This window comes from Acidimicrobiales bacterium, from assembly GCA_035540975.1.
Lineage (GTDB): Bacteria > Actinomycetota > Acidimicrobiia > Acidimicrobiales.
The window spans coordinates 1-11633 of record DATLFN010000036.1; the positions used below are offsets into that span (position 1 = coordinate 1).

Annotated in this window: 15 protein-coding genes; 12 read left to right on the forward strand and 3 right to left on the reverse strand. The window is 74.4% G+C overall.

The annotated features are described in order from the left end of the window. The 4 genes from VM242_04550 to VM242_04565 all read left to right on the forward strand — a co-directional run. Window positions 1–529 (forward strand): hypothetical protein (locus tag VM242_04550; GenBank protein ID HVM04424.1); only part of this gene is annotated, 529 nt, incomplete at its 5' end. Between the two features lie 22 nt (window positions 530–551). Further along, on the forward strand, window positions 552–872 hold the full coding sequence (locus VM242_04555) for a YbaB/EbfC family nucleoid-associated protein (protein ID HVM04425.1): 321 nt from the start codon (window positions 552–554) through the stop codon (window positions 870–872). A gap of 2 nt (window positions 873–874) precedes the next feature. Next, the gene (gene recR, locus VM242_04560) at window positions 875–1489 is read left to right on the forward strand and encodes a recombination mediator RecR (protein ID HVM04426.1); all 615 of its coding nucleotides are present in this window, start codon (window positions 875–877) and stop codon (window positions 1487–1489) included. Between the two features lie 177 nt (window positions 1490–1666). After that, window positions 1667–3202 (forward strand): DUF3352 domain-containing protein, encoded by a 1536-nt coding sequence (locus VM242_04565; protein HVM04427.1) that lies wholly within the window; start codon window positions 1667–1669, stop codon window positions 3200–3202. Between the two features lie 48 nt (window positions 3203–3250). Here VM242_04565 and VM242_04570 read toward each other — a convergent pair whose 3' ends face one another. Then, window positions 3251–4438 (reverse strand): acetyl-CoA C-acetyltransferase, encoded by a 1188-nt coding sequence (locus tag VM242_04570; GenBank protein ID HVM04428.1) that lies wholly within the window; start codon window positions 4436–4438, stop codon window positions 3251–3253. A 160-nt stretch (window positions 4439–4598) separates the two neighbouring features. Between VM242_04570 and VM242_04575 the strand changes: the two genes are divergently transcribed. The 5 genes from VM242_04575 to VM242_04595 all read left to right on the forward strand — a co-directional run bounded on the left by VM242_04575 (window position 4599) and on the right by VM242_04595 (window position 7764). Then, window positions 4599–5156 (forward strand): TasA family protein, encoded by a 558-nt coding sequence (locus VM242_04575; GenBank protein ID HVM04429.1) that lies wholly within the window; start codon window positions 4599–4601, stop codon window positions 5154–5156. A gap of 222 nt (window positions 5157–5378) precedes the next feature. Further along, window positions 5379–5966, forward strand: coding sequence for a signal peptidase I (locus VM242_04580; protein ID HVM04430.1), 588 nt, complete (start codon window positions 5379–5381; stop codon window positions 5964–5966). Further along, window positions 5959–6399, forward strand: coding sequence for a fibronectin type III domain-containing protein (locus tag VM242_04585; GenBank protein HVM04431.1), 441 nt, complete (start codon window positions 5959–5961; stop codon window positions 6397–6399). The genes VM242_04580 and VM242_04585 overlap by 8 nt, the downstream gene beginning before the upstream one ends. Before the next feature lie 46 nt (window positions 6400–6445). Further along, entirely contained in the window at window positions 6446–6874 is a 429-nt protein-coding gene (gene mce / locus VM242_04590) for a methylmalonyl-CoA epimerase (GenBank protein ID HVM04432.1), read from the forward strand. Further along, window positions 6871–7764 (forward strand): 5'-3' exonuclease H3TH domain-containing protein, encoded by an 894-nt coding sequence (locus VM242_04595; GenBank protein HVM04433.1) that lies wholly within the window; start codon window positions 6871–6873, stop codon window positions 7762–7764. Before mce ends, VM242_04595 begins: the two co-directional genes overlap by 4 nt. 54 nt (window positions 7765–7818) lie before the next feature. Here the strand turns inward: VM242_04595 and aat are convergent, their stop codons facing one another. After that, window positions 7819–8493 carry a leucyl/phenylalanyl-tRNA--protein transferase gene (gene aat, locus VM242_04600; GenBank protein HVM04434.1) on the reverse strand — a complete coding sequence of 225 codons (675 nt, stop codon included), beginning with the start codon at window positions 8491–8493 and terminating at the stop codon, window positions 7819–7821. 53 nt (window positions 8494–8546) lie between these two features. On the opposite strand from aat, the gene VM242_04605 reads away from it, so the two are divergent. Then, window positions 8547–10091: an acyl-CoA carboxylase subunit beta gene (locus tag VM242_04605; protein HVM04435.1), complete on the forward strand. Its 1545-nt coding sequence runs from the start codon at window positions 8547–8549 to the stop codon at window positions 10089–10091. After that, window positions 10072–10281, forward strand: coding sequence for a hypothetical protein (locus tag VM242_04610; protein HVM04436.1), 210 nt, complete (start codon window positions 10072–10074; stop codon window positions 10279–10281). Before VM242_04605 ends, VM242_04610 begins: the two co-directional genes overlap by 20 nt. Window positions 10282–10400: 119 nt before the next feature. On the opposite strand, the gene VM242_04615 is transcribed toward VM242_04610, so the two are convergent. Beyond that, window positions 10401–11132: a diguanylate cyclase gene (locus tag VM242_04615; GenBank protein HVM04437.1), complete on the reverse strand. Its 732-nt coding sequence runs from the start codon at window positions 11130–11132 to the stop codon at window positions 10401–10403. 130 nt (window positions 11133–11262) lie between these two features. Here VM242_04615 and VM242_04620 point away from each other — a divergent pair. Beyond that, window positions 11263–11633, forward strand: a 371-nt coding sequence (locus tag VM242_04620) for a Type 1 glutamine amidotransferase-like domain-containing protein (GenBank protein ID HVM04438.1), incomplete at its 3' end; no start/stop codon positions are given.

An 11633-nucleotide genomic window follows, 5' to 3' on the forward strand; every position in this document is an offset into this window, starting at 1 on the left:
ACCCCCGCCCGGCGCGGGCCGCCCGCCTGGTGGCGGTCCCGGGCCGGCTGCGCCGCCCCGCGTTCCCGAGCGGGCGGGCGACACCGCGGCGGTGGCCGGGACGGCCGGGGATGGCGAGCCGCCGTCGCGGGACGCACTCACCAAGGCCTGGGGCGACGCCGTGCTCGCGTCGCTCAGCGGGCGGGCCAAGGCCCGCTTCGGCGCCGGTCGGTTCCTGGCCGTGGAGGACGGCGTGGCGTTGTTCGCCCTGCCCAACCAGCACTACCTGGTGCGCTGCCAGGAGGTCCGCCCCGAGGTGGAAGCGGCCCTGGCCGCCCACTTCGCCACCCCCGTGCCGCTGCGTCTCGTGGTCGAGAGCACGCCCCCCGGCTCCGACGCCGGTACCGGGACCGAGGCCCCGGCGTCGGACGACGAGATGTACGCCGACGCCGTCGGCACTGGAGGGCCACAGGGCGACGCCCCGGCGATAACCTCGCCCGAGGAGCAGCTCAAGCGCGCGTTCCCCGGAGCTGAGGAGGTAGCCACGTGAGGTCGTTCCGAGGGCGGGCCGCATGAGCGAGCCGTTCGATCTCGGGGCTCTGCTGGAGCGGGCCCAGGCCGTCCAGCAGCAGCTCGTCCAGGCCCAGGCCGAAGCGGCCGAGCAGGTCGTGGAGGGCCAGTCGGGTGGCGGCGTGGTGAAGGTCCAGGCCACCGGTGCCGGCAAGCTCGTGTCGGTCAGCCTCGACCCCGAGGTGGTCGACAAGGACGACGTCGGCATGCTCGAGGACCTCGTCCTCGCCGCCGCCAACGACGCGCTGACGCGGGCCCAGGAGCTCAACCAGTCGCTGCTCGGCGGTCTGGACCTCGGAGGGGCCGGGCTCCCCGGCCTGTAGGGGTGTACGCCGGGCCCGTCCAGGACCTGATCGAGGAGCTGGGCCGGCTCCCGGGCATCGGCCCCAAGTCGGCGCAGCGCATCGCGTTCCACCTGCTGAAGCTCCCCAAGATCGACGCCCTCCGCCTCGCCACCGCCATCGGCGAGGTGAAGGAGCGGGTGTCGTTCTGCACGCGCTGCTTCAACGTGGCCGAGGTGCCCCCGGAGGGCGACGCCCGCTGCGGCATCTGCTCCGACGGCTCCCGTGACCCGCACGTCCTGTGCGTGGTCGAGGAGCCGCGCGACATCGTGGCGGTGGAGAAGACGCGCGAGTACGGCGGCCGCTATCACGTCCTCCAGGGCGCCATCAGCCCCATCGAGGGCATCGGCCCCGAGCAGTTGCGCGTCCGCGAGCTGCTCGCCCGCCTCGAGCCCGAGGGCGTGACCGAGGTCATCCTGTGCACCAACCCGAACATCGAAGGGGAGGCCACGGCCATGTACCTGGCCCGCCTGCTCGGGCCCCTCGGCCTCCGGGTGACCCGCATCGCCAGCGGGCTGCCCGTCGGCGGCGACCTCGAGTACGCCGACGAGCTCACCCTGGGCCGGGCCCTCCAGGGCCGCCGGGAGGTCGAGGCCTAGCCAGGCGTACGACGCCGCGCCGGGCGGGTGACCCGGCCGCGTCGTCACCGGCGGGTGGCGCGCCCCGATGAGCCGGCGGCGGGCGGTTCGTCCGCCTCGCCGCTTCCGTCTCCGGCGACGAACCCGTAAGGTCGTCCTGCCGCCGGCGTCGTCGCCGCGGCCGAACGGAGGTGGGGCATGAGGCGGTTCGTGACCGTGGTCGTCCTCGGAGCGGCGCTCCTCGTGTTGCCGGCCTGCGGCGGGAAGACCGACGAGACCAAGCGGGCGGCCGGCATCACCCCGGCAAACGCGGTGGCGTTCCTCAGCGTCAACCTGGACCCCTCGGTCGACCAGAAGCGCAACCTGCTCAGCATCGCCCGCCGCTTCCCCGACGCCCGCGACGAGGTCCAGGGCGAGTTCGAGGACGCCCGGGACGGTCTGCTCGCCGAGCTGATCGAGGACACCGGCCTCGACTTCGAGCGGGACGTCGAGCCCTGGTTGGGCAACGAGGTGGCGCTGGCGGTCCTCCCTCCCGCGAACGGGGAGGGCCCGCAGTTCGTCGCCATGATCGAGAGCGACGACGAGGAGAAGGCCAAGGCGGCGCTCGACAAGGCGGCCCGGGACGAGGACTTCACCGGCTCGTACCGGGTGCTGGGCGACTTCGTGGTCGTCACCGAGGACGCCGATGACGCGAGCGAGAAGGCGGCTCTCGACCAGATCGCCGCCCAGGCGGAGAAGGACTCCGGCGACCTCGCCACGTCCAGGGCGTTCACCGGCGTCGTCGACGAGCTGGCCGGCGACCGGCTCATCCTCGCCTGGGTCGACACCAAGAAGGTCCTGGACCTGGCGGGCGACCTCGACGAGGGGTTCGGGGGCGGGGGCCTGGGCCCGCTCGAAAGGCTTGTGGACCAGGCCACCACCGTGGCCCTCGACGTCCACGTCGAGGACGCCGCGGTCGTCCTCCAGGCGGTGGCCGCCTCCGAGGCGGGCGGGGACGGGGCCACGCCCGAGCTCACCCGCTCCCTTCCCGCCGGCACCCTCGCCGCCCTCACGCTCTTCGACGTCGCCCGGGGCGCCACCGAGGGGCTGGAGGCCATCGCCGGGTTCGGCACCGACGTCCTCGCCGACATCGAGGAGCAGACGGGGCTCGACCTCCAGGACGATCTCCTGTCGTGGATGGGCGGGGAGCTCGTGCTGGCCGTGGGGCCGGTGCCGGAGGGCGAGACGGTCCCGAGCGTCGCCCTGGTCGTGGAGCCCACAGACAAGGCCCGCGCCGAGCAGGCCGTCGACAAGATCCGCCAGGCCCTTTCCGACCAGGGCTTCGAGCTGGACACGCTCGACGTGAACGGCGTGACGGCCTACGTCGTCCCCGAGCCCTTCACCGAGCGGGTGCAACCGGCCATGGCCCTGTTCGACGACCGCTTCGTGCTGGCGACGAACCCCGACTATCTCAAGGATCTGGCCGGCGGGGCCGGGGCCAAGCTGGCCGACAGCGACGCCTACGGCGACGCGCTGCCCGACGGTTCGGGCGAGAACACCACGATGCAGCTGGTGGCCATGATCGACCCCATCCGGGAGACGATCGAGCGACTGCTCCTGGACGACCCCGACGACCGGGCCGACTACGAGGCGGACGTCAGGCCCAACCTCGAGCCGTTGTCGGCGTTCGGCATGGTGGCCCGCCAGGACGGTGGCTTCGGCCGCTTCACCGTGAAGGTCACCTTCGACGACTGACGCCGCCGTGCCCTGGTCGGCCGGGGCCGAGCGCCGCCGGGCCGGGGGTCAGCGGTCGCTCGTGCGCAGCACCAGGGCGTCGCCCTGGCCGCCGCCGCCGCACAGGGCGGCCACGCCGAGGCCACTGCCGCGCCGGCGCAGCTCGAGCAGGAGGGTGAGCGCCAGGCGGGTGCCGCTCATCCCGATCGGGTGGCCGAGAGCGATGGCGCCGCCGTTCACGTTGGTGACGCGGTCGTCGATCCCGAGCTCGTCCATCGACGCCAGCGCCACGGCGGCGAACGCCTCGTTGATCTCGAACAGGTCGGTGTCGCCGACGTCCAGTCCCGCCTTGCCGAGGGCCTGGAGGGCCGCCCGCGAGGGCTGGTGCAGCAGCGACGCATCCGGCCCCGCGACCTGCCCGTAGGACACGACCTCGCCCAGCGCGGCCAGCCCCAGGCGGTCGGCGGCGGCCCGGGAGGCGAGGACCACGGCGGCCGCCCCGTCGCTGATCTGGCTGGCGTTGCCGGCCGTGATGGTGCCGTCGGCGGCGAAGGCGGGGCGCAGCCCGGCCAGGCTCTCCGACGTGGTGTCGGCCCGCACGCCCTCGTCGGTGCCCACCACGACGGGGTCGCCCCGCCGCTGCGGCACGGGCACGGGCACGATCTCCTCGGCCAGCACCCCGGCGGCCGTCGCCTTGGCGGCCCGCTCGTGGGAGCCTGCTGCGAAGGCGTCCTGGCGGTCACGGGAGAGCCCGGCATCCCCTGCGTACCGCTCGGTGCCGGCGCCCATCGCGCACTCGTCGAAGGCGCAGAACAGCCCGTCGTGGAGCATCGAGTCGACGGCCGTGGCGTCGCCCAGGCGCCACCCGGAGCGGACGCCGGGGAGGAGGTGGGGTGCTCCGCTCATCGACTCCATGCCCCCCGCCACCACGATCGAGGCATCGCCGGCCGCGATCATCCGGTCGGCCAGGTAGATCGCGTTGAGCCCGGACAGGCAGACCTTGTTGACGGTCGTGGCCGGTGTCGTCATGGGGACGCCGCCCCTCGCCGCCGCCTGGCGGGCGGTGATCTGTCCCTGGCCCGCCTGGAGCACGTGGCCCAGGAACACGTAGTCCACGATGGCCGGGTCCACACCGGCCCGCGCCAGGGCGGCGGACACGGCCATGCCGCCCAGCTCCACGGCGCTGAGGCTGCTCAGGCCTCCCGCCAGCTTCCCGATGGGGGTTCTTGCCCCACCGAGTATGAGCGAACCGGGCACCGACCGATGCTACGGCGCCATCGCGGCCTGGCCCGTCCGTGTCCCCGAGGCTTAGCCGGAACGGGCGGTATGAAAACCACCCTGAGCTCCCGGACCCGCCGGTCGATACCTGATCACGGCGGCGACGACAAGGTCGTCGGGTGACAGGAGGCCTCATCCAATGCGCAGCAAGAAGGTACGTCTCGTCCTCTCCCTCGGTGCGCTGTCCGGGGTGGTGTGGGCGGGCACGTTCGCGACCTTCACCGACTCCGGAACGGCGACCTCGACGTTCACGGCGGGCTCGGTCGATCTGCTCCTCAGCGGCGAGACGGACGACGCGTACGCGTTCACCTCGATCGAGATGGAGAACATGAAGCCGGGCGACGTGAAGTACGCGCCCCTGACCATCGCCAACGCCGGCACGCTCGGCTTCACCTACACGATGGCGACGTCGGCCACCAACGCCGACAGCAAGGGCCTGCGCGACCAGCTGACGCTCGGCATCAGGAAGGTGGCCGACGCGGCGACGTGCGATTCGGCCGGCGTCGGATACACGGCGTCGCTCGACACCATGACCGCCTCGGGTGCCCTCAGCGCGGGGGCCATCGCCAGCCGGTCCCTGACGGCCGGCGCCAGCGAGGTGGCCTGCTTCCGGGTGGAGCTCCCGAGCACCGCGAACGACACCTTCCAGGGCGCCACGACGACGGCGACCTTCACCTTCAGCGCCACCCAGGCCTGATCCGGCCCGCAGCTCCCGCCGCCGACGACGGGGTCGGCGGCGGCGCAGGGCCTCGAGCACGCCGCCGGAGGAGACGCCGTGTACACCAGGAGCGACGACGACATCCTCCCCGCCGCACGCCGGCGGGGAGGTCGTCGCGCCCGGTCCCGTCCCGGTCCCCGGGCGGCGCGCCTCCCCACCGGCCGGCGCGCCGGGCCCGTCCCTGCACCTCACGTTGCTCCCGTGGCCGAGGTCCCGGGCGTCTTCGAGTCGCCCCGGCCGGCGACCGCACCGGCGCCGCCCGCCGCCACCCCGGCGGCCCGGGCGGGCTTTGGCCGGGCCGGGCGGCGCACCGCCGCCGTCCTGGGGGAGATCGCCCTGACGGTGGCCGCCGTGCTCGGCCTGGCCATGGCCGGCGTCACCGTGGTGGCCGCCCGCACGGGGGTGCGGCCGCTGGTCGTCCGCTCGGGCTCGATGGAGCCGACCATCCCCACCGGCTCCATGGTGCTCGTGCAGCGGGTGGCGGCGGCCGAGATCGCGGTGGGCGACGTCGTCGCCGTGGAGCGGCCCGATCACACCCGCGTCACCCACCGGGTGGTGGGCCTGGAGCGCCGTGGCGAGACGGCCGAGCTGACGCTCAAGGGGGACGCCAACGAGGACGCCGACCCCGCTCCGGTCAGCGTCGTCGAGGCCGACCGGCTCATACGCCAGGTCCCCGAGGTGGGCCGGTTCGCCGCCTGGCTGGCGACCGCTCCCGGCGGGTTCGTCATCGGCTGCCTGCTGACGGCGGTGACCATGCTGGCGCTCCGGCGGCGCCCGGACGATGGGTGAGCGCGGCGGCGACCGGCGCCGGCGCCGTACCGCCGCCGCCGTGGTGACGGCCGTGGTGGCGACGTCGGTCCTGGCCGTCGCGCCCCGCTTCGCCCTCGCCTCGTTCGTGGACACGGCCACGGCGTCGGGCGGCTGGTCGGTCACGACCGAGACGCTCCAGCCGCCGACCAACCTGACGTCCGCCGGCTGCCTGCTCGGCACCGTCACCCTGACGTGGGAGGCGTCGCCCAGCGAGTGGGCCACGGGCTACGAGGTGAGGTGGTCCACGACCAACGGAGGGCCCTACAACCTCGGGCCGCTCACCACGACCCTCCTGACCCAGCAGGTCACCGGGCTCTCGGCGCTGACGACCTACTACTTCGTCGTGCGTGCCACCCGGGGCGCCTGGTTCAGCGTCAACTCCAACCAGCACACCGCCTCCTGCCTCGTGTGACGCGCCGGCGAGGGCGGCGGCTCCGGCCCGGCGTTAGCGTGCGCCGGTGATTCGCGACGAACCGCTGCTCACGGCGATCGACCACGTCGGGATCGCCGTCCGCGACCTCGACGCCGCCGTCGGGTGGTACCAGAGGACGTTCGGCGCGCGCGTCGCCCACCGGGAGCGGATCGAGGCCGACGGCGTCGACGAGGTGCTGCTGGCCGTGGGGGGCTCCTACGTCCAGCTGCTCACGCCGTGGCGGGAGGCCTCGCCCGTGGCCCGCTTCCTCGACCGCCACGGCGAGGGGGTCCACCACGTGGGGTACCGGGTGGCCGACTGCGGCGCGGCCCTGGAGGCGGTGAGGGCGCAGGGCGCCCGGGTGGTGGACGAGCACCCACGCACGGGCAGCCGGGGCACCACCGTCGCCTTCCTCCACCCGAAGGGCGCCTTCGGCACCCTCATCGAGCTGGTGGAGGAGCGGCGACGCCCTTGAACACCGTCCGGGCCCACCTCGTCGACGGCACCTACGAGCTGTTCCGCCACCACTTCGGCACGCCGCCCGACGTGCGCGCCCGGTCACCCCGCACGGCCGCCACCCGGGGCGTCCTCCACTCGGTGCTCACGCTCATGGAGGACGGGGCCACCCACGTGGGCGTGGCGACCGACCACGTCATCGAGTCGTTCCGGAACCAGCTCTGGCCGGGCTACAAGGACGGCTCGGGCGTCGACCCCGACCTGCTGGCCCAGTTCCCTCTCCTGGAGGAGGCGCTGGAGGCGATGGGCGTCCGGGTGTGGGCGATGGTCGACCTCGAGGCGGACGACGCCCTGGCGTCCGCCGCCGTCGTGTGCGCCGAGGACCCCGAGGTCGCCCAGGTCGTGATCTGCACGCCGGACAAGGACCTCGGCCAGTGCGTGGTCGGCGACCGGGTGGTGCAGCTCGACCGGCGCAAGGGCGTGGTGTCCGACGAAGCGGCGGTGGTCGCCCGCTACGGCGTCGGCCCGGTGTCGATCCCCGACTGGCTGGCCGTGGTGGGCGACTCGGCGGACGGGTTCCCGGGGCTTCCGGGCTGGGGAGCCAAGGCGGCGTCGGCCGTGCTCGGGCGCTACCGCCACCTCGAGGACGTCCCCCGCATCGCCGAGCGCTGGGACGTGGACGTGCGGGGCGCCCGGTCGCTGGCGAACACGCTGGCCCAGCAGTGGGACCGCGCCCTGTTGTTCCGCGACCTGGCGACGCTGCGGGTGGACCGGTCGTTGCTCGCCTCGGTCGACGAGCTGCGCTGGCCGGGCCCGACCGACGGGCTCACCGCCGTGTGCGAGCACCTCGACGCGCCGGGGCTGGAGCCGCGTGCCCGCGCCCTGGCCGCCGCCCGCGCCGTTCCCTGAGGCGTTCTCTGGACGGAAACCGCCGCTCGGCGGCTCCTGGTGTCCGGAGAACGGTCAGGGGCCGCCGAAGGCGGCCGGCAGAGGGCGCTCGAGCGCCTCGGCCAGGCGCCGGCGGTACTCCTCACGAGGGATGGCCACGACACCCAGCGACGCCAGGTGGGGGGTCCGCCACTGGACGTCGAGGAGCGAGGCGCCGCCCCGGCGGAGCAGCGCGACGAGGGACACGAGGGCGACCTTCGACGCGTCGGTGTGTCGGTGGAACATGGACTCGCCGGCGAACAGGCCCCCGACGGCGACGCCGTACAGCCCGCCCGCCAGCTCACCGTCCGGCGTCCACGCCTCCACGCTGTGCGCCCACCCCAGCCGGTGGAGCTCGACGTAGGCGTCGCGGATGTCGTCGGTGATCCACCCCTGGGGCCGGCGGGCGTCGGCGCACGCCTCGACGACCTCGGCGAACGCCGTGTCGACCCGGGTCTGGAAGCGCCGGCACGAACGGGCCAGCGAGCGGCTCACCCGCAGCCCGTCGAGGGGCAGCACGCCCCGCTCCTCGGGGCTCCACCACCCGAGGAGGCAGCCCGGGCCCGGGGCGTCGAGGGGCATCGGGAACAGCCCGGCCCGGTAGGCGCCCAGCAGCGTGGCGGGCGACAGGTCGGCGCCCACCGCCACCAGGTCGTCGCCCGGCCGCGGCGGCGGGAACGCCCACGGATGGGGAGGCGGCTCGACCGGCACGCCCGGCAGTGTCGCCCATCGCCGCCTCCGGGTCGCCGGTAGCCTTCCCCCCGGTGGACGATCGCATCGACGAGCTGGCCAGGCGCAAGAAGGAGGCCCTCCACGCCGGCTCCGAACGGGCGGTGGAGCGCCAGCACGCCCGGGGGAAGATGACCGCCCGTGAGCGGGTCGAGTACCTGCTCGACAAGGGCTCGTTCCAGGAGATGGACATGCTGGCGCGCCACCGTGCGTCGGGCATGGGGCTGGACGACAACCGCCCGTACACCGACGGCGTCATCACCGGCTTCGGCACCGTCGACGGCCGGCGCGTGTGCGTGTTCAGCCAGGACTTCACCGTGTTCGGCGGGTCGCTGGGCGAGGTGTTCGGCGAGAAGGTCCACAAGGTCATGGACCTGGCCGCCGCCGTCGGCGTCCCCGTGATCGGCCTCAACGACGGCGCCGGCGCCCGCATCCAGGAGGGCGTGGTCGCCCTGGACATGTACGGCAAGATCTTCGCCCGCAACGTCGCCCTCTCCGGTGTGGTCCCCCAGATCAGCGTGGTGCTGGGGCCCTGCGCGGGCGGCGCCGTCTACAGCCCGGCGATGACCGACTTCGTGTTCATGGTCCGGGAGAGCTCCCACATGTTCATCACCGGCCCCGACGTCGTCCGGGCGGTGACGGGCGAGGACGTGAGCATCGAGGAGCTGGGCGGGGCCATGACCCATGCCACCAAGTCGGGCGTGTGCACGTTCGTCGCCACCGACGAGAAGGCGTGCCTCGACTCGGTGCGCCACCTCCTGTCCTTCCTGCCGTCGAACAACCTGGAGGAGCCGCCCTCCGTCGAGCCCGCCGACGAGCCCGCCCGGGCGACGCCCGAGCTGGCCGACATCGTGCCCACCAGCCCCACGCGGCCCTACGACATGAAGGAGGTCGTGGCCGCCGTGGTGGACGACGGCGAACTGCTGGAGTACTTCCCGCACTGGGCCCCCAACATGGTGTGCGGCTTCGCCCGGGTCGACGGCCACCCGGTGGGCGTGGTGGGCAACCAGCCCCGCGTCCTGGCCGGGGCGCTCGACATCGAGTCGTCCGAGAAGGCGGCCCGCTTCGTGCGCACGTGCGACGCCTTCAACGTCCCGCTGGTCACCTTCGTCGACGTGCCCGGGTTCCTGCCCGGGACCGACCAGGAGTACGGCGGCATCATCCGCCACGGCGCCAAGCTGCTCTACGCCTTCTGCGAGGCCACCGTGCCCCGGGTCACCGTCGTCACCCGCAAGGCGTACGGGGGCGCCTACGTGGTGATGAACTCCAAGTCGATCGGGTGCGACCTGGCGTACGCGTGGCCCTCCGCCGAGTTCGCGGTGATGGGGCCCGACGGGGCGGTCGAGATCGTCTACCGCCGGGAGCTGGCGGAGGCGGAGGACCGGGACGCCCGCAAGCGCGAGCTGGTGGCCGAGTACACCGAGCGCTACGTCAACCCCTACATCGCCGCCGAGCGCGGGTACGTGGACGACGTGATCGACCCGGCCGACACCCGGGCGGTGCTGGTGCGCAGCCTGGCCATGCTCCGCACCAAGCGCGAGGAGCAACCCCGGCGCAAGCATGGCAACGTCCCCCTGTGAGCCGACGCCCGAGGAGCTGGCCGCCATCGTGGCGGCCGTGACGCTGGCGTGGCCGGCGCCGGCGCCCGCGCCCACGCCGCCGCCGGCCCGGCCCCGACGGGGCCCGAGCGCCGGGTGGCGCTTCTCGGGGCGGTGGTGGGCGCCCGCCCGGGCGGGCGAGCGCCGACCGCCACCGGGCCGGGCCACGTAGGCGCGCCGGCAGCTCCCGATCAGTCGCAGGCGACGAGGGCGCCTCGCCCCGGCCGTCCCCGCTGGTCCACCTCGACCTCGCGCGTGTGGCGCGTCGCCGTGCGGCGCTCGCCGACCGGCTCAGGCGAAGTCGGGGAGGGCGACCTCGACGTGTCCGAGGCCCCGGCCGGCGGGACTGGCACACGCCCGGGCCAGGGCGGCCTCCGCCCGGGTGAGCACCTCGCCCGCCTCCAGGCCGTGGGTCGGGTAGGTGGCCACTCCGGCGGCCATGCGGCGCACCTTGGAGATGTCGTGGGAGGCGGCGACCTGGATGCGCTCGGCCGTCCACACGCCGCCCTCCTCGCCGGTGTCGTCCAGCAGGATCGAGAAGCGCACGCCACCGGTACGGCACACGATGTCGGCCTCGCGGAGCGTGGCCCGCAGCAGGTCGGCGAAGCCGGCCACGGCCTCGGACCGGGCCCGCCCCGCCTTGCAGTCGTCGGCCAGGCCGACCTCGAGGAGCAGCACGGTCACCGGCCACAGGTGGCGGCGGGCGGCGGCCACGCGGCCTTCCAGCGCCAGGTTGAAGAACGGGGTGTCGGGGAGCCCGGTCTCGGGGTCGAGCAGCTCACGGGGCTGGCCCCGCGCCCCCCGGGGCAGGTCGAGCAGGCGGGCCAGCGCCTCGCTGCCGGCGGCGTCCCGCTCCGCTTCACGCAGCGAACGGACCTGGTGGACGGCGGAGGCGCCGGCGAGCAGCGAGCACCCGGCGGACGCCACGGCCAGCTCGGGGACCTGGAGCACGAGGGCGCCCACGCCGGACGCCAGCCCGGCGAGACCGGCCACGAGCCCCGGGAGGGCGCGGCGATCGACCATCGGCTTCTGCATCGGCCAGAACCGCACCCTTCTCAAGCGCCAGACGCCCGTCTTCTGGCGAACACGGTAGCGGTCGCGGCTCCGCCGCTCCATTGGTCCCGCGCGCCGCGGCCGGAAGTACGTTGTCCGGGTGACGACGCCCGGTCCCCTCGCCCTCGTCGGCGGCGGCGAATGGCGCGAAGGCTGCGCGTTCGACGCCTCGTTGCTCGAGGCCAGCGGCGGCCACGAGGTGGTCGTGCTGCCCACGGCGGCCGCCTACGAGCACCCCGAGCGGGCGGTGGAGACGGCCGCCCGGTGGTTCGAGGGGCTGGGGGCCAAGGTCCGCGGCCTGCCCGTCCTGCGCCGCCCCGACGCCGAGGACGAGGCCAACGTGGCCGCCGTCCGGGAGGCCCGCTTCGTCTACCTCGGCGGAGGCTCGCCGCTGCACCTGCGGTCGGTGCTCAAGAGCTCGGCCCTGTGGCACGCCCTGGTCGCGGCGTGGAACGACGGTGCCGTGGTGGC

Coding starts and splice junctions, on each gene's coding strand:
- VM242_04555 (HVM04425.1), top strand. CDS start 552: ATGAGCGAGCCGTTCGATCTCGGGGCTCTGCTGGAGCGGGCCCAGGCC.
- VM242_04565 (HVM04427.1), top strand. CDS start 1,667: ATGAGGCGGTTCGTGACCGTGGTCGTCCTCGGAGCGGCGCTCCTCGTG.
- VM242_04575 (HVM04429.1), top strand. CDS start 4,599: ATGCGCAGCAAGAAGGTACGTCTCGTCCTCTCCCTCGGTGCGCTGTCC.
- VM242_04585 (HVM04431.1), top strand. CDS start 5,959: ATGGGTGAGCGCGGCGGCGACCGGCGCCGGCGCCGTACCGCCGCCGCC.
- VM242_04610 (HVM04436.1), top strand. CDS start 10,072: ATGGCAACGTCCCCCTGTGAGCCGACGCCCGAGGAGCTGGCCGCCATC.
- VM242_04615 (HVM04437.1), bottom strand. CDS start 11,132: ATGGTCGATCGCCGCGCCCTCCCGGGGCTCGTGGCCGGTCTCGCCGGG.